The organism is Burkholderia thailandensis E264 (assembly GCF_000012365.1).
In the GTDB taxonomy this organism is placed as follows: domain Bacteria; phylum Pseudomonadota; class Gammaproteobacteria; order Burkholderiales; family Burkholderiaceae; genus Burkholderia; species Burkholderia thailandensis.
In genome coordinates this window covers 748,672-767,373 of the sequence record NC_007650.1, presented here as the reverse complement: position 1 = coordinate 767,373, position 18,702 = coordinate 748,672, and the positions used below count along the sequence as shown (strand labels likewise).

Genomic DNA, 18,702 nt, shown 5'->3' with positions numbered 1-18,702 from the left:
TAAACCCAGGAAATCACCATGGCCCACAATCTCCACAAAACACTCAAGGAATTCGACAGCGGTTCCGGCAAAGGCAAGTTCTACTCGCTGCCGAAGCTCGGCAAGGAACTGAAGACGAAGATCGAGCGGCTGCCCGTGTCGATCCGCATCGTGCTCGAGTCCGTGCTGCGCAATTACGACGGCAAGAAGATCACCGAAGAGCACATCGAGCAGCTCGCGAACTGGAAGCCGAACGCGAAGCGCGTCGACGAAATCCCGTTCGTCGTGTCGCGCGTCGTGCTGCAGGACTTCACGGGCGTGCCGCTGCTCGCCGACATCGCGGCCATGCGCGGCGTCGCGAAGCGCGCGGGCAAGAACCCGAAGAAGATCGAGCCGCTCGTGCCGGTCGATCTCGTCGTCGACCACTCGGTGCAGATCGACTACTTCCGCCAGAAGGACGCGCTCGACCTGAACATGAAGCTGGAGTTCCAGCGCAACAACGAGCGCTACCAGTTCATGAAGTGGGGCATGCAGGCGTTCGACACGTTCAAGGTCGTGCCGCCGGGCGTCGGCATCGTCCACCAGGTGAACCTCGAGTACCTCGCGCGCGGCGTCCACAAGAAGAAGGACGACGGCGACACCGTCTACTACCCCGACACGCTCGTCGGCACCGACAGCCACACGACGATGATCAACGGCATCGGCGTGGTGGGCTGGGGCGTGGGCGGCATCGAGGCGGAAGCCGGCATGCTCGGCCAGCCGGTGTACTTCCTCACGCCCGACGTCGTCGGCGTCGAGTTGAAGGGCAAGCTGCGCGAAGGCGTGACGGCCACCGATCTCGTGCTGACCATCACCGAAATGCTGCGCAAGGAAAAGGTCGTCGGCAAGTTCGTCGAGTTCTTCGGCGAAGGCACGAAGACGCTCGCGCTGCCGGACCGCGCGACGATCGCGAACATGGCGCCGGAATACGGCGCGACGATGGGCTTCTTCCCGGTCGACGAAAAGACGATCGACTACTTCAAGGGCACGGGCCGCACGAAGGCGGAAATCGCCGCGTTCGAGAACTACTTCAAGGCGCAGGAACTGTTCGGCATCCCGAAGGCAGGCGAAATCGACTACACGAAGACGCTGACGCTGGATCTCGCGACGGTCGCGCCGTCGCTCGCGGGCCCGAAGCGTCCGCAGGACCGCATCGAGATCGGCAACGTGAAGTCGACGTTCACCGAGCTGTTCTCGAAGCCCGTCGCGGAAAACGGCTTCGCGAAGAAGGCCGACGATCTCTCGGCCGAGTACAAGACGAGCAACGGCGTTGCCGTGAAGAACGGCGACGTGCTGATCGCCGCGATCACGTCGTGCACGAACACGTCGAACCCGAGCGTGCTGCTCGCTGCCGGCCTGCTCGCGAAGAAGGCCGTCGAAGCGGGCCTCACCGTCGCGCCGCACATCAAGACGTCGCTTGCGCCGGGATCGCGCATCGTCACCGAATACCTGACGAAGACGGGCCTGCTGCCCTATCTCGCGAAGCTCGGCTTCGAAGTCGCGGCCTACGGCTGCACGACCTGTATCGGCAACGCGGGCGATCTCACGCCCGAGCTGAACGAAGCGATCACGAAGAACGACATCGTCGCGGCGGCCGTGCTGTCGGGCAACCGTAACTTCGAGGCGCGCATCCACCCGAACATCCGCGCGAACTTCCTCGCTTCGCCGCCGCTCGTCGTCGCGTACGCGATCGCCGGCAACATCACGAAGGATCTGATGACCGAGCCGGTCGGCCAGGGCAAGGGCGGCCGCGACATCTACCTCGGCGACATCTGGCCGTCGAGCGAAGAAGTCCAGTCGCTGCTCAAGTTCGCGCTGGACCCGGAGAAGTTCGAGAAGAACTACTCGCACCTGACCAAGAAGGGCGACCTCTGGAGCAAGATCGAGGGCGAATCGGGCCAGGTCTACGACTGGCCGAAGTCGACGTACATCGCGGAGCCGCCGTTCTTCGGCAAGGACTTCTCGATGGAACCGGCCGACGAGATCGTCACGGTCAAGGGCGCGCGCGCGCTCGGCATCTTCGGCGATTCGGTCACGACCGACCACATCAGCCCGGCAGGCTCGATCAAGGAAGATTCGCCGGCAGGCAAGTGGCTGAAGGAGAACGGCGTGCAGAAGGCCGACTTCAACAGCTACGGCTCGCGCCGCGGCAACCATGACGTGATGATGCGCGGCACGTTCGCGAACGTGCGGATCAAGAACCTGATGATCCCGGCGAAGGCAGACGGCACGCGCGTCGAAGGCGGCCTGACGATCCACCAGCCGAGCGGCGAACAGCTGTCGATCTATGATGCGGCGATGAAGTACATCGCCGCCGACACGCCGACCGTCGTGTTCGCGGGCGAAGAGTACGGCACGGGCTCGTCGCGCGACTGGGCCGCGAAGGGCACGCAACTGCTCGGCGTGAAGGCCGTGATCGCACGCAGCTTCGAGCGCATCCACCGTTCGAACCTGGTCGGCATGGGCGTGCTGCCGCTGCAGTTCAAGGGCTCGGACAGCATCCAGTCGCTCGGCATCACCGGCGACGAGACGTACGACATCGAAGGCCTCGGCGACGACTTCAAGCCGCAGCAGGACGTCACGCTCGTGATCCATCGCAAGAACGGCGAAACGAAGCGCGTGCAGGTGCTGCTGCGCATCGATACGCCGATCGAAGTCGATTACTACAAGCACGGCGGTATCCTGCCGTTCGTGCTGCGCTCGCTGCTCGCGGCGTAAGCGCGCGGTTTTTTGCAGGGACCGCGCGATGCAGCGATGCATGCGCGGTCGATTTGAAGCCCGGCTCAGCCGGGCTTTTTTTGTTCATCGCAAATGATCGAAGAGAACTTTTCGCAGCGGCGCCCTGCGCCGAAGCCTGCCCGACTTCAGCGCGCCCCGGATTCGTAGCAAGCCGAACGAAGCTCGACGCGAGCGCACGGTCAGCCAAGCGCATCCACCTCGACATCGCATGCTTCGATGCGCGAGCCCGGCCGCGATGCGGCGCACGGGCATGCAAGCCGAGCCGCACGGGCTTGCCGCGTCGATCGACTGCGCGGCGCGGCACCGCGCAAGCCCGCCGCCCTCGGCGTTTGCTCGATCAATAGCGCGCGTCGTCCGGTTTCTTGTCCCTCGGCCAATCCTTGATCTTGCCCGCGAAGTCCGGCCGCGGCTGGTGCGTGAAATATTCGGCGACATCCACGGATTCCTGATCGGTCAGGCCGCCTTGTCCAAGCGGGAAACGATCTTGGAACGCGATCGGCATGTTGCGCTTGACGAAGCCGGCGGCCGTATACGTGCGTGCCATGCCCGCGCCGATGTTGAACGAATCGGCGCCCCAAAGCGGCGGATACACCCACCGGCCCGCGTCATTCCTGACGCCCTCGCCGTTCGAACCGTGGCACAACGCGCACTGCGCCGCATAAATCTTCTTGCCGTTGCCGGCGTCGGGCACGATCCGATGGTCGATCTTGCCCACGCCACGGCCCTCCACCTTGTCTCCCGGCCTGGTTTCGCGGCGCATCCAGCCGAAGTAGGCGACCATCGCCTTCATCTGCTCCGAGTCCGGCGGCAGCGGCTTGCCGTTCATCGATCGCAGGAAACAGCCGTTGATGCGTTCCGCGAGCGTGATCACCCGGCCGGCGCGCGGCGCATAGCCGGGAAAGAACGCGGATACGCCGACGTACGGCGAGCCGTCGGCGACCGTACCCGCGTTGAGGTGGCAACTCGCGCAGTTCAGTCATTGCCGACGTGCTTCGGCAGCATCCGGCGCGTGTCGATGTTCAGGCGCGCCCCCAGCGTGAGTTGGCCCGCGTTGGATTCGGCGAGCATGTCGGCGAGGCGCGGCGTCTGGAATCGCGTGTCGTTTCCGGTGCCCGCGCGCAACTGCTTGCGCATGCGGCCGACCGTGCCCGCGCTGATCGCGCGGGCGTCCGCGCGCCCCCAGCTCTTGCGTGCGAAATTCAGGATCTCCGCGATTTCCTGATCGCTCAGTTGCGCGAATGCAGGCATCGTCAGCGCCCGCGCGTGACGTGCCGTCTGCGCGGAGCGCCAGCCGGTCAGCATGATGTGAACCAGCGTGGACGGGTCTTTCGACAGCAGCGCGGCGTTGCCCGCCAACGGCGGAAAGACATCCCGCACGCCTGCTCCGTCCGAACGGTGGCAGTCGTTGCAGAACTGCAGATAGCCCAAGCCGCCCCGCGACGTGTAGAGATCGGCCGGCACCCGTGCCGCCGAACCGGCGGCCGGCGAGCCCGCGGGCGCGATCGCCCGCGCCGGGCCTTGCGGCACCAGCATCGGCTTGTCGTGCCCGGCAGCGGGCAGCGACTCGAGGTACGCGCCCACCGCCAGCAGATCGCCGTCGCTCATGTACTGCGTGCTGTGCTGGACCACGTCCACCATGTTGCCCGACACCGTGCCGTAGCGGTTGCGTCCGGTCTTGAGCATCTCGGCCGTGTCCTGCGGCGTCCACAACGCGCGCAGGCTCAGCGCGCGCCAGCCTTCGACGGTCTCGCCGGCGAGGAAGTACGGGCCGGCGGAGCCCGCCCCCGACATCGCCTTCTCCTGGAAGCCGAATCCGCGCGGCGTATGGCAGGCGCCGCAATGGCCGAGCCCCTGCACGATATAGGCGCCCCGGTTCCATTCGGCGCTGCGGGTCGCGTCGGGCTGGAACGGCGTATCGTCGAGGAAGGCCCAGTTCCACAGCGCGAGGCCCCAGCGCTGATTGAACGGAAAGCGCAACGCAAGCGCGCGGTTGGCCTGCCGAACCGGCGCGACGCCCTTCATCAAGTACGCGTACAACGCCCGCATATCCTCCGGCGACACCTTCGCATACGACGGATAGGGCATCGCCGGATAGAGATGATGACCGTCGGCAGCGACGCCGCTGCGCATCGCGCGATCGAATTGCTCGAACGTATAGCGTCCGATGCCGGTCTGCGGCTCGGGCGTGATGTTGGTCGAGTGCAGCTCGCCGAACGGCGTCTGCAACGCCAGGCCGCCCGCCAGCGGCTTCGACTTGTCGCCGGTATGGCACGCGACGCAGTCTCCCAGTCGCGCGATGTAACGTCCGCGCTCCACCTGCGCGCGCGTCGCAGCGTCAAGGTCGGCGGAGTAGCGTGCCGGCAGATCGTCGATGATCCGTGGCGCGTCGGCGTGAGTGGACGAAACGGATGCGGGCCTCGCAGGCGGAATCTGCGCGAACGCGGCTGCAGCGAAAAGCCCGGCGATCGCGCATCGAGCAAGCGTGTTACCCCATGACTTCATAGTCGTCCCCGGAAGGCGTGCTTTATTTTGATCGGCGGCATGCGCGCGAGAAGAGCGCGGCGCTCGCACCGCGCGTCGGCGTGAGCCCGGCGTATCGCGATGCCCTTGTGGGTCTTCAGTACGAAATCAGTATGGGGTCATCCTTGCGCCGCCCGCTTGATTCCCGTCAAGCGGGATCAGCCGCGCGCCACGCCGGAAGGCGGTGCCGCCGGCGCACCGAACCCGGCCCGGCGCCGGCAAGCCTGCGGCGCCGCAATCCGCTCGGCGCGCGTCATGTTCCGAATTCCGGGGCGCGCCCCGCGATCGTCGATCGACAGCGCGTGCGACGATTCGATGCGGCGTCGCCGGCGAACGAACTAGCGCTTCCCTCGAGCGGGAATCTGCCGCCATGTCAGCCACACGATCAGCGCGAACAGCACATACGCGACCGTAAACACCCATGCCGGCAAATCGTAGTACAGCAGCCTGCCCACCCAGCGCTGCACGAAGCCCTGCGTGCCCGGCGCGCCGGTGCGCAGCCAGTCTTCGAGCGCGGTCAGCGGGCAATCGACGCCGAACACCGCCAACGTGGCGACGACGCCGATCGCGAGCAGATGCGCGAGCCTGAACGTCCGGTCGCGCACCCAGCGCCAGCCGAGCGCGGCGCCCGCCCAGATCGCGGCGAGCCCGCCGACGATGAACAGCACGATCAGCGCGTGCGCGACGAGTACGATATCGGCGAGCCAGGTCATGAGGTTCCATGCACGAGCGGCGACATGCCGCGCGGGCCGCGTGCGCCCGTCGGGATCATTGTATCGATGTCGACGTGCGCGGAACGCGCGCCGCCGCAGCAGCGGCGACGGTAGAGGAACGGCAGCGGCCCGGCCGCCGGGCGGGCGGCTGTCCGGATCGCCGAGGATCGCCTGTATCGGCCGTCAGTGCGCCGGCTTGTCGAGCACCGCACACCACGAGCAGACGACGCCCGCCGGCGCGACCCCGCCCGCTCCGTCCGAATGCGGCGCGGTGCGCACGATCGATCCGGCGAGCGCGGGCCGCTGCTTGATGCCGTTCGGCCAGGCCGGACTCAGATAGCCGACGTAATCGTAAATCCACTCCTCGCCGCCCACCTTGCCGCGCCCCTGAAACCTCGCCGTGTTGGGCGAGCCGTAGTCGATATAGCCGCTCAGCGTCAGCTCCCAGCCGTCGCCGTAAATGCGCCCCTTGAAGACGCCCATCGGCGCCTTGTCGATCTGAATGTTCGCGCGGCCGAATTCCAGCTTGTCGAAATCCGTCGACAAATCGGGATCGTTGATGAAGCTGCGGTACGTCCAGATGCCCGCCAGGCTGCCGATTTCCGGATCGTAGCTCATGTCGCCCTCCTGGGTTGCGCCGGCGTGGTTCGCTGCGCCGAGCCGGCGCGCATGCATCGAAGAAAAAGGCGCCGGCGAGGGTGCGGACCGCGCCCTCGCCGCGCCTCGATTGCGTTCAGTCGCTCACCTCGAACTTCGGTTGCAGCGCGGACACCTTGTCGATGGCCGCCTTCGCCGCGCTCGGCACGCCGCCGCCGCGATGGATGAACTCCACCCGGAATTTCGCCTTCGGCACGTCGTCGGCCGGCATCGCGCTCAGCGGGAAATGCGCGACGATATCCAGGTGCGTGAGGCAATTCGCGCACTGCACGACGTTCCAGCGGCTCAGGATCGACTTGTGCCCGAGGTAATACTCGCGCGTCTTGCCGTTCGCATCCGTCACGCTCGCGTACGCCTTCATGATGAACGACCCCTGGATCTGCGCCCGATCGATGCCCGTCACCGTCAGCTTCTTCGTGCTGTTTCCGCTCGGCACGGCGAGCAGCGACTTCAGTTCGGGCGTGGCGTCGTCGAGCGAGCCCGGGCCATACGTGAATCCGAGCTGCCGCTCGATATTGATGCAGTCCTCGGACGTGTACGCTTCGCCGCTCGCCTTCTTGAACGGATTGAGCGGCGTCGTCAGATTGAGCGATTCGCCCGGCGCGAAACCGGGTGTCGGGCCCTGCGAATCGCTCGCGTTCGTGCCCGGATAGTTGCGGATGATGTCGAGACGATCGGTGTGGCCCGTCTGCTTCTGCCAGACCCAGAACATGCGATCGACGTTGCAATGATGGAAGAAGAAGATCGGGTCCATGCCGGCCGTGTTGTTCTCGCCCATGTCGCCGTTCGCGCCGGCGATCTGCCCGATCTCGTCGCCGCCGTAATCGAAGCCGCCGACGGCCAGGTGGATATCGTTGTGAGGCGATTCGACGGGCGTGACGAGCCCCGGGTTCGAGCTGTTCCACACCGATGCGGATGTCGTGTTGGAAAACACCGTGTAGTTCGGCGCGGACAGGCAGCGGACGTATTTCGCGTAGACGCCGTTGCGGGTCGGATCGGGATCGCCCGGCGTCGGCGAATCGCCCTTCAGCCATGCCCTCACGTTGCTGTTCAGCAGTTCGGTGTTCTTCTCCGGCAGCGGAAACTTCGCGTTGTGTATCTTCGTCTGCTCGAGCGCTTCCGGCGTTCCGACGAGGCCCGACAGCGGATAGCGCACCGTGACGTACCCCTTCGGCTTCTCGTAGATGTTGCCGTCGCCCGGCAGGCGATCCGACAGCGCAACGGGCAGCACGAACGAGCGCAGCGGATTGTCGATCTGCTTGCCGTCCAGCTCGAACTTCTCCTGAGTCAGGATCGACGGAATGCCGTGCTTGAGCGTGTACTCGTCGGTTTCGTCCCAGAACGGCATCGATACGCCCGGCACGATGCTCTGCAGCGCTTCCTCGAGCTTGTAGACGTACATCCGGTGCCAGGTCGGGAACAGCACGTTGCCGTGGTTGCAGTAACCGCCCCAGTACGGATAGATGTCGTCCTGCGGCAGCGCGTCGACCGGCTTGCGATACTGAAACGGCTCGCCGTGATAACCGCCGAGCGCGAAGAACGATTTCGGATCCGACGGCGGCAATGCCTGGATGCCAACCCACGCGCGCACGAGATCCTCGAGCGGCTTCTTCTCTCCGTTGTCGTACCGCTTCTGAAGATCGCGCACCGACCGGCGCACTCTGGGTGCATTGACGTTGGACATGTTCACTCCTTTTATCGTGTGGCGTTGCGGGCCCTCGGCATGCCGCGGGATTCACCGATGACTGCGTCGCGATGCGAGCATCCGGGCGATGGTCTTGGCCATGCCGGGCGGCGCACCCGCGCTGCCGCCGCCCGGCGCGAGCGCGGGCAAACGGGCGACTGACGGATCGCCATCGATAAATGGGGAAGATGGGTTGTACTGAATGGCGAGCCGGGCCTCGCGGGCCAAGCTGCCGGGCAGGTCCGCGCCGTCGCGGACGGCGATGCCGGCCCGCTCGGCGTCAGTCGATCGCATGGCTCGCCCTCGCCGCCGCGATCGCATCGGCCATCGCCTGCTTCGCCGCGTGGTCGAGCATCATGCCGACCAGCATCGAGCAGACAAGCGCGTTCGCTCCCCACGGCCAGCCGACCACACCGGCCCATGCCCGCAGCAGCATCGCGGACAGGTTCATTGCGAACATCATCGCGCCGAGCGCGACCGCGACATCGGCAACGCGCTTCGGCCATCGGGTTTGCCGCCAGCGCTCGCCGCGCACGCCGGCGATGCTCAGGCCGACCATCGCCGCCGCCGTGAACGGAAACAGGCGAACGTGCAGAACCCAGTCGTCGACGAACGACGCGCTGCTGCACAGCGCGAGCACCGCTTCCGGATACGTCGGCACGAAATCCGCGAGCAGCGCGACGCTCAACGCGGCAACACCCACGATCGGCGATATGCCCGTGCGCATCGGAGGGCCCGCCTGCATCGCTCCGACAGTCGCGCATGCGGCCGCCGCCAGCGCGCTCCATGCCCAGAACGTCGGCGCGTGCGCAACCGCGACGGGCAACAGACATGTCAGCCAGCCAACCGCTGCATGCAGCGCGGCGCGAGCCGGTCGCGCACGAACGACACCAATGCTGGATGCATGCGACATCTGATGGTCCCCCTCATGTTCTTGTGTCGCGCGTTACGGCCGCCTTCGCGCGATCTCGTTACCGCTTCCAAGCGCTCGGCGAATTCGATCTGGATAGACGACGTACCGATGCGCCCGCCGCCGACGCGACGCGCCCCCGCCTTCGCCGACCTCGCGTTCGCGTCGCGTTCTTCCGCGTCGCAGCAATGAAATCCGATGTGCGCGCGGCGGCATCTGACGCGAGCGTGCGTTCGATGCGAATGTCGCTCACGCACGCCCTACGCGCACGCGCGCTCTTTCGCGGGCGTTCCGGGCCTTCGCATTCTCCTTCTGTATCCGGCGCGGCTTCGTCCCGCCGACGACGTCGTGCCCCCGCTCGACATGTCACGAGATCCGCATGACCTCGCATCGACGCGGCTTCGGTGATGGCCCTCTCCCATCGTTCGAATACCGAAGCATCGCGGCCCGACGAATTACAGACCAATCTAGGCGGCAGCCAGGCGATTGCCCAACTACCAGAACGGGTAGGCGCGCGCAGTTTGCCGGCCGGATCGCAGCGCCGCATCGCGCAATGCGTTCCGTGGCAAGCGTGCGCCGCGGCCCATCGTTCGAAAACGTCCGCGCGACGCCGCATCAACGCCGCACTCGGGCGTGTTCGTAACGATGCGCTCCGTTAAAAAACACACGATGGTCGAGTTCGCCGAGATCGTCGTGCGCCACTGCCCGCGCGAGGATTCGCATCGGCCGCGCCGCCCGCCACGTCTTCACCGCCGCTCGACGAACGAAGCCTGGCAGGGGCAGCCGCCCGATCGCGCGCGACGCGGCTTTTCGGCTGCGGCGTCATGTCGGGCGCCATCCCAAGGGAAAACCCTATAATGTCGGCTTCGGCGTGCGCCATTGGTTCGCCCGCGCCCAACCGACATGCCACGCGCGGAGGCCGGATCCGCGTCACATTTCGACGCGGCCGTCGCCGCGAATTCATCATGAAGCGAATCGGAGCGTTTTTCATCGCAACCTGGTCGGCCGCCGCGATGCTTTACCTGGGACGGCACTCGGTGCCGATGATCGCGATGAGCGGAGTCATCGCGTTCGCCGGTTTCGATCTGCTGCGTCCATAAGACGCATCCGCAAGACCGCCGAGACACGCCGCGATCCGCGTTCGCGCACCTCGGCGGCACGGGTTCGCCGCCGTGACGCGAGCGCTAGAAGAATCCATCAAATAGGGCGGATGTCGCGCACGCGCATCATATTCTTTCGTTCAGCATCCCAAATCATTTCATTCATCGTCCTTTTTCCTTTCATTTTCAGTTCACGACTCAGATAGTGAACGGGTGTGCCATTTTTTCTCTGTCAACAGTGACAGCTAACGAAACTGGCAGTTACCCGAGAGAACGGTGCTCGCATACGCTTAGCGCGCTCTCGTCCCCACAAGGGTCAGAGCTTGACAACGTCGCACTTTCTCAAAAGGACACACACGATGAACAGGACCGCCGATTTTGCACTCTCCCTCTCCCCGCTGTGCAGGCGACTCGCCTGCGTGTGGCCGCTCGCGCTCGCCGCAGGCGTCGCACACGGCGCGACGGACTGGGTCGATACGCACACCAAAGCTTTCCTGAATCATGCGCAGATCGAGACGCTCGCCCGCAGCGCGAACACCGCGTCGCTCGAGCTCGCCTCCGGCGAAGCCACGCACGTCGTGGTCAGCCTGAAGCTGCGCAACGCCGAGCAGTTGAAAGCCGTCGCGCGCAACGTCAGCGATCCGCATAGCTCTCAGTACCGGCAATACATCACGAGCGCGCAGTTCCTGTCGAACTACGCGCCGACCAAAGCGCAGGTGAAGCAGGTTGTCGACTATCTGCGCAAGAACGGCTTCGTCGACATCCGCGTCGCGCCGAACCGCATGCTCGTCTCCGCGCGCGGGAGCGCGGGCACGGTCAAGCAGGCCTTCAACACGTCTCTCGTCCACTTCGAATACGCGGGCCGCGCGGGCTTCGCCAACGCGTCGACGGCGCAAGTGCCGCGCGCGCTCGGCGACATCGTCGGCTCGGTGCTCGGCCTGCAGAACGTCGCGCGCGCACGGCCGCTCACGAAGATCGGCGCGATCGCGAAACCCCTCTCGCTCGCGTCCGGCACGGCGACGGGTCACTATCCGTCCGAGTTTCCGGCGCTCTATAACGCGACGGGCGTGCCGAACGCGGCGAACACGACGGTCGGCATCATGACGATCGGCGGCGTGTCGCAGGCGCTGTCGGATCTGCAGCAGTTCACGAGCGCGAACGGCTATCCGGACGTGTCGACGCAGACCGTGCAGACCAACGGTTCCGGCGGCGACTACAGCGACGATCAGGAAGGCCAGGGCGAATGGGATCTCGACAGCCAGTCGATCGTCGGCGCCGCGGGCGGCCAGGTCGGACAACTGATCTTCTACATGGCCGACCTCAGCGCGTCGGGCAACACCGGCCTCACGCAGGCGTTCAACCAGGCCGTATCGGACAACACCGCGAAAGTGATCAACGTGTCGCTCGGCTGGTGCGAAACCGACGCGAACGCGGACGGCACGCTTTCGGCCGAAGAGCAGATCTTCACGCAGGCGGTCGCGCAAGGCCAGACGTTCGCGGTGTCGTCGGGCGACGAGGGAGTCTATGAGTGCAACAACCGCGGCTATCCCGATGGTTCGAACTACTCGGTATCGTGGCCGGCGTCTTCGCCGCATGTGCTCGCGATCGGCGGCACGACGCTCTACACGTCGTCGTCGGGCGCATTCTCGAACGAAACGGTATGGAACGAAGGGCTCGACGGCAACGGCAAGCTGTGGGCGACGGGCGGCGGCGTCAGCACGATTCTGCCGAATCCGTCATGGCAATCGGGCAGCAACCGCAAGCTGCCCGACGTGTCGTTCGACGCCGCGCAAAGCACGGGCGCGTATATCTACAACTACGGCCAGTTGCAGCAGATTGGCGGCACGAGCCTGTCGGCGCCGATCTTCACCGGCTTCTGGGCCCGGCTCCTGTCGGCGAACGGCGCGAGCCTCGGCTTCCCGGCCGCGCGCTTTTACCATTCGATTCCGACGCATGCGTCGCTCGTGCGCTATGACGTCACGTCCGGCAACAACGGCTATCAGGGTTACGGCTTCACCGCGTCGAAGGGCTGGGACTACCCGACCGGCTGGGGCAGCATCAACATCTCGAACCTGAATCAGTTGATCCAGTCGGGCGGCTTCAATTGAGCAGGCGCGCGTAGCGCGCCGGCGGCCGGCGGTGCGCGCGGCGCGGCGGGAGGCCGCGCCCGCGCGCCGCCGGAACGTCAGCTCACCGCGCGCTTCGCGTTGCGCCCGCGCAGCCATTCGAGCGCGAGCAGCAGACACGTCGAGAACACGATCAGAATCGTCGCGAGCGCTGCAATCGTCGGGCTGATGTTCTCGCGAATGCCGGTAAACATCTGGCGCGGCAGCGTCGTCTGATCGGCACCCGCGAGAAACAGCGTGACGACCACTTCGTCGAACGACGTCGCGAACGCGAACAGCCCGCCCGACATCACGCCCGGGGCGATCACGGGCAGCGTCACGCGAAAGAACGTCGTCACCGGATTCGCGCCGAGGGACTGGCTCGCGCGCACGAGATTCTGGTCGAAACCCTGCAGCGTCGCGGCGACGGTCGTCACGACGAACGGCACGCCGAGCGCCGCGTGCGCGCAGATGAGCCCCGTGTACGTGTTCGCGAGGCCGAGCGGCGCGAAGAACAGATACATGCCGACGCCCACGACCACGACGGGCACGATCATCGGCGACAGCAGCACCGCCATCAGCAGCCCCTTGCCGCGAAAATCGGTCTTCGTGAGACCGATCGCGGCGAGCGTGCCGAGCACGGTCGCGACGAGCGTCGCGGCCGGCGCGACGATGAAGCTGTTCTTCGCGGCCATTCGCCACTCGTCGGACATGAGCAGGTTCTCGTACCAGCGCATCGAGAAGCCCGGAATCGGGTAGACGAGGAACGTGCTCGACGAGAATGACAGCGGCACGATCGCGAGCACGGGCAGGATCAAATACAGCAGCGTCAGCACGACGAGGCCGCGCAGCGCGAAGTACCATGCGCGCTCGATCCCCGACATGTGCGGCGCGAAGAGCGGCTTCGCCAGCAATTTCATGTTCGTTTCCCCCTGTTCGTCTCGTCCCCGCTCAGCCGAGGCTCAGTTGCGAGCGCGTGAAGCGGCCGTAGAGCGCGTACAGCACGAGCGTCGCGGCGAGCAGCAGGCCGCCGAGCGCGCACGCCATACCCCAGTTGATCGTCACGTTCGTGAAATACGCGACGTAGTAGCTGACCATCTGATCGTTCGGACCGCCGAGCAACGCCGGCGTGATGTAGTAGCCGATCGCCAGAATGAACACGAGCAGCGCGCCCGCGCCGACGCCGGGATAGGTCTGCGGCACGTATACGCGCCAGAACGCCGCGAATGGATGGCTGCCGAGCGACACCGCCGCGCGCTGATAGCTCGGCGGAATCGACTTCATCACGCTGTAGAGCGGCAGGATCATGAACGGCAGCAGGATGTGCGTCATCGAGATGTAAACGCCGACGCGATTGAACAGCAGCTCGAGCGGCTGAGCTATCAGGCCGACGTCGATCAGCGCGCGATTGACGAGCCCTTCGCTTTGCAGCAGCACGATCCACGCGGCGACACGCACCAGCACCGACGTCCAGAACGGAATCAGCACGAGAATCATCGCGAGATTCGCGCGGCGCTCGGGCAGCGTCGAGATCCAGTATGCGAGCGGATAGCCGAGCGCGAGCGCGAACAGCGTGACAGCGAAGCCGATCAGCAGCGTGCGGCCGAACACCGCGAGATAGATCGATTGATCGGGATCGGCGGGCACGATGCTGCCGAAGCCGTCCTGCTTGTGATCGAGCGCCGCGAGCAGATAGAACGGCGAATAGCGGCTGCCGTTCTTCGCGATCGCCTGCCAGTACGCGGTGTCGCCCCAGCGCTCGTCGAGCTCGATCAGCTTCGCGCGCGTCTGCGCCGGCGCGAGCGGCGCGTTCGCGTCGCCCGTCAACGGCATCGCACGCGCGGTCTTGGCGACGAGCGACCGATAGCCGGGAATCTCGGTGTTCAGGCGTCGCGCGAGCGCGCCCATCGCCTCGCCGTCGGCGACCTGCGTCAGATCAGCGGCGAGCGCCGCGTACGCGGCATCGGCGGGCGGCGCCTTGCGGTCCCAGTTCGACAACGCGGCGACGGTGCGCGGCAGCGCGGTCGCGATCTCGGGATTCTGCACGGCGCGCGTGAGCAGCGCGCCGATCGGCACCACGAACACAAGCAGCAGGAATATCGCGAGCGGCGCGACAAGCAGCAGCGCCATCGCCCGCTTCCTGGCCTCGGCCGCCTTCAGTTCACGCTTGAGCGATTGAGTCGGCGGCGCCGACTGCGTAGCGATCGTCATCGTATTCAACGGTTGTCTCCGGCCGAAACGCCGTTCGGAGGAACGCCGCGCGCGCCGCCGTGGCGCGCGCGGCCGTTTGCTTCATCGGCTCACGCGGCCGTCACTTCGACGCCCACGCGGCGAAGCGCTGCTCGAGTTCGTCGCCGTGATCGGTCCAGAACGTGATGTTCTGCAGCACCGCGTTCTTGCCGTTCGCGGGCGAGTTCGGCAGGTTCGCGAGCGTCTTCGCGTCGAGCGCCTTGATCGCTGCGACGTTCGCCGGGCCGTACGCGATGTTGTGCGCATAGTCCTGCTGCGGCTTCGACGTTAGCGTGTACGCGATGTATTGCTCGGCGAGCGCCTTGTTCGGCGAGCCCTTCGGAATCGCCCAGAAGTCCAGGTCGTAGATGCTGCCGTTCCAGACCACCTTCAGGTTCTTGCCTTCCTTCTGCGCGGCGCTGATGCGGCCGTTATACGCGGTGGACATCACGACGTCGCCGGCGACGAGGAACTGCGGCGGCTGCGCGCCCGCCTCCCACCACTGGATGTTCGGCTTCAGTTCGTCAAGCTTCTTGAACGCGCGATCCTGGCCCGCCTTCGTCGCGAGCACCTTGTAGACGTCCTTTGGCGCGACGCCGTCGGCCATCAGCGCGAACTCGAGGTTGTAGCGCGCGCCCTTGCGCATCCCGCGCTTGCCCGGGAATTTCTTCACGTCCCAGAAATCGGCCCAGTTGGCGGGCGCGCTCTTCAGCTTGTCCGCGTTGTATGCGAGCGCCGTCGACCACACGAAGAAGCCGACGCCGCAGGTTTGCGGCGATTCAGGAATCAGATCGGACTTCTTCGCGATCTTCGCCCAGTCGAGCTTCTCGTACAGGCCTTCGTCGCAGCCGCGATTCAGATCGCCCGACTCGACTTCGACGACGTCCCAGTTCACGTGCTTCGCCTCGACCATCGCCTTCACTTTCGCCTGCTCGCCGTTGTATTCGACGGCCGTGACCTTGTTGCCGGTCGACTTCTCGAACGGCTGGTTGAACGCGACCTTCTGCGCGTCGCCGTTTGCACCGCCGAAGTTGACGACGGTCAGCTCGGCCGCGCCGGCCGTCGCGCAGAACGCGGCGAGCGACAGCAACGCAACCGCGCGGCGCGGCGTGTTGAACGTGTGGTTCATGATGTTTCCTCTCGTGACGGATGGTGAAGCGTGGTGGTTATACGAAGCGCGATGCATGGCGTGCGCCCGCGCGTTCATGCGAAGACCCGCAAATGCTCCGGCTGGAACTCGAGCGAGATCGGCGAGCCGGGGGCGAATGCGTCGAGCGTGCCGGTGCCGAGCGGCACCTTGACGAAACACTCGTCCTGCCCCGGCAGCGCGCAGCGCATCCGGACGTGATCGCCGAAGTAGATGAGGCTGCGCGCCTCGCCGGACAGCGCATTCGCCGCACCGCCCGCCGCGCCGTTGGCCGCGAGGCCGCTGCCCGGCGCGACGTTCATCCGCTCGGGACGAATGCACGCGACGCCCGACGCGCCCACTTGCGCGTTGCCCGCGTTCAGGCCGACAAGACGCGTGCCGTCGCCGAGCCGGAATTCGCAGAACTGGCCGTTCACGCTCGCGACGGTGCCGCGCAGCCGGTTGCTGTCGCCGATGAAGTTCGCGACGAACTCGTTGCATGGGGATTCATAGAGCCGGTCAACGGTGTCGAGCTGCTGCACGATGCCCTTGTCGAACACCGCGACGCGATCGGACATCGTCAGCGCCTCGCCCTGATCGTGCGTCACGTAGACGAAGGTCAGGCCGAGCTTCTCGTGCAGCGCTTTCAGCTCGTACTGCATGTGTTCGCGCAGTTGCTTGTCGAGCGCGCCGAGCGGCTCGTCCATCAGCACGAGCTTCGGCTCGAACACGAGCGCGCGCGCGAGCGCGATCCGCTGCTGCTGGCCGCCCGACAGTTGCGCCGGATACCGCTTCGCGAAGCGCTCCATCTGCACCATCGCGAGCGCGGCTGCCACGCGCTCCTTGCGCTCGGCGGCGGGCATGCGGCGCACGTTCAGCGGATAGTCGACATTCCGCTCGACGCTCAGATGCGGAAAGAGCGCGTAGTTCTGGAACACCATGCCGATGTTGCGCTTGTGCGGCGGCACGTTGTTCAGCAGCTCGCCGTCGAGGCGAATCTCGCCGCCCGTCGGGAATTCGAAGCCGGCGAGCATCATCAGGCAGGTGGTCTTGCCCGAGCCGGACGGCCCGAGCAGCGTCAGGAATTCGCCGCGCCGGATGTCCAGATCGAGCGATTTGACGACGAGCGTTTCGCCGTCGTAAGTCTTGCGCACGCCGCGAAAGCTGACGATCACATCATCGGTCTTCATCGTCCCGTCCCCTTTTGGTCTTGGCCCGACATTTCGAGATGCGATTCACTATACGGCGCGCACGGTTCTACAATAGGGAACCATTTCAATATTTTCGGTAGAACCACTTTGGATACCGTGATCCTCTCCGACTGGCTCGCCGCGCGACTCGAGCGGCACTCGGCCGAGCCGATGTACCGGCAACTGCTGCGCCTGATGCAGCAGGCGATCCTGTCGGGGGAACTGACGCCCGGCACGAAGCTGCCGAGTTCGCGCACGCTCGCCACCGATCTCGCGATCGCGCGCAACACGGTGCTGCACGTGTACGACCAATTGACGACGGAAGGCTACGTGCTGACGACGACGGGCAGCGGCACCTACGTCGCCGACACGCGCCCCGACGCCGCGGCGATGCGCGCGCAAGCCGGCACGCTCGCGCATCCGTCAGACGAATCGCGCGACGCGCAGCAGCGCGCGCACGGCGCGCTGTCGACGCGCGGCGCGCAGCTGATCCGGCACGCGGGCGTGTCGCGCCGCCAGTGGGGCGCGTTCATGCCGGGGGTGCCGGACGTGTCCGAGTTTCCGGCGCGCACGTGGAGCCGCCTGCAGGCCCGGCTGTGGAAGGAAGCGAATCCGGAGTTGCTGACCTATGCGCCGGGCGGCGGATACCGGCCGCTGCGGCGCGCGCTGTCCGACTACCTGCGCGTCGCGCGCTCGGTCAAATGCTCGCCCGACCAGATCATCATCACGACGGGCATTCATCAGTCGATCGACCTGTCGGTGCGCCTGCTCGCCGATGTCGGCGATCGCGCGTGGGTCGAGGAGCCGTGCTATTGGGGCGTACGCAGCGTGCTGCACGCGGCGGGGCTCGTGCTCGCGCCCGTGCCCGTCGATCACGAAGGGCTCGCGCCGCGCGCGCAGGACCTCAAGCACCCGCCGCGGCTCGCGCTCGTCACGCCGTCGCATCAATATCCGCTCGGCATGGTGATGAGCCTCGCGCGGCGGCGGATGCTGCTCGAGTATGCGCGGCAGCATCAGTGCTGGATCATCGAGGACGACTATGACAGCGAGTTCCGCTACGGCAGCCGGCCGCTCGCGTCGCTGCAGGGGCTCGACGACGCGGGCCGCGTGATCTACGTCGGCAGCCTCGGCAAGATGCTGTTCCCGAGCCTGCGCCTCGGCTACATGGTCGTGCCCGAGCATCTCGTCGAGATGTTCAGGACCGGGCTGTCCGAGCTGTATCGCGAAGGACAGCTGATGCAGCAGGCCGTGCTCGCCGAATTCATCATGGACGGCTATCTGACGTCGCACGTGCGCCGGATGCGTGCGCTGTACGGCGAGCGCCGCCAGTTGCTGATCGACGCGATCCATGCCCGCTTCGGCGATGCGCTGCCGGTAATGGGCGACGAGGCCGGCCTGCACCTCGTGATCGGACTGCCGAACGGCTGCGACGATCGCGCGATCACGCAGACCGCGTTCGATGCGGGCGTGATCGTGAGGCCGCTCACGACGTACTACAACCAAGCGGACACCGCGCGCGATGGATTGCTGCTCGGCTACGCATGCGTGCCGAACGAGCGGATCGCGCCCGCGTTCGACACGCTCGCGCAAACCATCGAGATGCATCTGAATCGGAGTGCGAAGCAGCGCGTCGCGTGACGCGTGCGATCTGCGACGCGGGCGGCACGCACGGCATGGCCGCGCACGGGCGCATGCCGCGCGCGTTGCATGC

Annotated in this window: 13 protein-coding genes and 1 pseudogene; 4 read left to right on the top strand and 10 right to left on the bottom strand. The window is 66.1% G+C overall.

The annotated features are described in order from the left end of the window. Positions 1–18 precede the first annotated feature (18 nt). Complete coding sequence (gene acnA / locus BTH_RS03405; protein WP_009895807.1) at positions 19–2,736, top strand: aconitate hydratase AcnA; 2,718 nt, start codon at positions 19–21, stop codon at positions 2,734–2,736. Between the two features lie 358 nt (positions 2,737–3,094). Here the strand turns inward: acnA and BTH_RS03400 are convergent. The 6 genes and pseudogenes from BTH_RS03400 to BTH_RS03370 form a co-directional block, all read right to left on the bottom strand. Continuing rightward, a pseudogene (locus tag BTH_RS03400) lies at positions 3,095–5,259 on the bottom strand (c-type cytochrome). A gap of 356 nt (positions 5,260–5,615) precedes the next feature. Next, positions 5,616–5,990, bottom strand: a complete 375-nt coding sequence (locus BTH_RS03390) for a DUF2784 domain-containing protein (protein WP_009895800.1) — start codon at positions 5,988–5,990, stop codon at positions 5,616–5,618. A 183-nt stretch (positions 5,991–6,173) separates the two neighbouring features. Next, the gene (locus BTH_RS03385; RefSeq protein ID WP_011400975.1) at positions 6,174–6,608 is read right to left on the bottom strand and encodes a hypothetical protein; all 435 of its coding nucleotides are present in this window, start codon (positions 6,606–6,608) and stop codon (positions 6,174–6,176) included. 115 nt (positions 6,609–6,723) lie between these two features. Next, the gene (locus tag BTH_RS03380; protein ID WP_011400974.1) at positions 6,724–8,331 is read right to left on the bottom strand and encodes a tyrosinase family protein; all 1,608 of its coding nucleotides are present in this window, start codon (positions 8,329–8,331) and stop codon (positions 6,724–6,726) included. Between the two features lie 51 nt (positions 8,332–8,382). Continuing rightward, on the bottom strand, positions 8,383–8,625 hold the full coding sequence (locus tag BTH_RS03375) for a hypothetical protein (RefSeq protein WP_009895794.1): 243 nt from the start codon (positions 8,623–8,625) through the stop codon (positions 8,383–8,385). Further along, positions 8,612–9,244 carry a hypothetical protein gene (locus tag BTH_RS03370; RefSeq protein ID WP_011400973.1) on the bottom strand — a complete coding sequence of 211 codons (633 nt, stop codon included), beginning with the start codon at positions 9,242–9,244 and terminating at the stop codon, positions 8,612–8,614. The genes BTH_RS03375 and BTH_RS03370 overlap by 14 nt, the downstream gene beginning before the upstream one ends. 821 nt (positions 9,245–10,065) lie before the next feature. On the opposite strand from BTH_RS03370, the gene BTH_RS34255 reads away from it, so the two are divergent. Further along, complete coding sequence (locus BTH_RS34255) at positions 10,066–10,341, top strand: hypothetical protein (protein WP_011400972.1); 276 nt, start codon at positions 10,066–10,068, stop codon at positions 10,339–10,341. Between the two features lie 359 nt (positions 10,342–10,700). Beyond that, positions 10,701–12,449 carry a S53 family peptidase gene (locus BTH_RS03360; RefSeq protein ID WP_043288951.1) on the top strand — a complete coding sequence of 583 codons (1,749 nt, stop codon included), beginning with the start codon at positions 10,701–10,703 and terminating at the stop codon, positions 12,447–12,449. Between the two features lie 77 nt (positions 12,450–12,526). On the opposite strand, the gene BTH_RS03355 is transcribed toward BTH_RS03360, so the two are convergent. The 4 genes from BTH_RS03355 to BTH_RS03340 all read right to left on the bottom strand — a co-directional run bounded on the left by BTH_RS03355 (position 12,527) and on the right by BTH_RS03340 (position 16,991). Next, positions 12,527–13,366, bottom strand: coding sequence for an ABC transporter permease (locus BTH_RS03355; protein ID WP_009895787.1), 840 nt, complete (start codon positions 13,364–13,366; stop codon positions 12,527–12,529). Positions 13,367–13,397: 31 nt separating this feature from the next. After that, positions 13,398–14,657, bottom strand: a complete 1,260-nt coding sequence (locus tag BTH_RS03350; protein WP_009895785.1) for an ABC transporter permease — start codon at positions 14,655–14,657, stop codon at positions 13,398–13,400. A 100-nt stretch (positions 14,658–14,757) separates the two neighbouring features. Beyond that, entirely contained in the window at positions 14,758–15,804 is a 1,047-nt protein-coding gene (locus BTH_RS03345; protein ID WP_009895783.1) for an ABC transporter substrate-binding protein, read from the bottom strand. A gap of 74 nt (positions 15,805–15,878) precedes the next feature. Then, positions 15,879–16,991: an ABC transporter ATP-binding protein gene (locus BTH_RS03340; protein WP_009895782.1), complete on the bottom strand. Its 1,113-nt coding sequence runs from the start codon at positions 16,989–16,991 to the stop codon at positions 15,879–15,881. Positions 16,992–17,099: 108 nt separating this feature from the next. Here BTH_RS03340 and BTH_RS03335 point away from each other — a divergent pair, with 108 nt between their 5' ends. Then, positions 17,100–18,629: a PLP-dependent aminotransferase family protein gene (locus BTH_RS03335; RefSeq protein WP_009895781.1), complete on the top strand. Its 1,530-nt coding sequence runs from the start codon at positions 17,100–17,102 to the stop codon at positions 18,627–18,629. The last annotated feature ends 73 nt before the right edge of the window (positions 18,630–18,702 follow it).

Bases quoted from the DNA above. Each gene is read 5' to 3' on its own strand.
- acnA (WP_009895807.1), top strand. From the start codon at position 19: ATGGCCCACAATCTCCACAAAACACTCAAGGAATTCGACAGCGGTTCC.
- BTH_RS34255 (WP_011400972.1), top strand. From the start codon at position 10,066: ATGTCGGGCGCCATCCCAAGGGAAAACCCTATAATGTCGGCTTCGGCG.
- BTH_RS03350 (WP_009895785.1), bottom strand. From the start codon at position 14,657: ATGACGATCGCTACGCAGTCGGCGCCGCCGACTCAATCGCTCAAGCGT.
- BTH_RS03360 (WP_043288951.1), top strand. From the start codon at position 10,701: ATGAACAGGACCGCCGATTTTGCACTCTCCCTCTCCCCGCTGTGCAGG.
- BTH_RS03390 (WP_009895800.1), bottom strand. From the start codon at position 5,990: ATGACCTGGCTCGCCGATATCGTACTCGTCGCGCACGCGCTGATCGTG.
- BTH_RS03380 (WP_011400974.1), bottom strand. From the start codon at position 8,331: ATGTCCAACGTCAATGCACCCAGAGTGCGCCGGTCGGTGCGCGATCTT.
- BTH_RS03375 (WP_009895794.1), bottom strand. From the start codon at position 8,625: ATGCGATCGACTGACGCCGAGCGGGCCGGCATCGCCGTCCGCGACGGC.
- BTH_RS03345 (WP_009895783.1), bottom strand. From the start codon at position 15,804: ATGAACCACACGTTCAACACGCCGCGCCGCGCGGTTGCGTTGCTGTCG.
- BTH_RS03355 (WP_009895787.1), bottom strand. From the start codon at position 13,366: ATGAAATTGCTGGCGAAGCCGCTCTTCGCGCCGCACATGTCGGGGATC.
- BTH_RS03385 (WP_011400975.1), bottom strand. From the start codon at position 6,608: ATGAGCTACGATCCGGAAATCGGCAGCCTGGCGGGCATCTGGACGTAC.
- BTH_RS03370 (WP_011400973.1), bottom strand. From the start codon at position 9,244: ATGTCGCATGCATCCAGCATTGGTGTCGTTCGTGCGCGACCGGCTCGC.
- BTH_RS03340 (WP_009895782.1), bottom strand. From the start codon at position 16,991: ATGAAGACCGATGATGTGATCGTCAGCTTTCGCGGCGTGCGCAAGACT.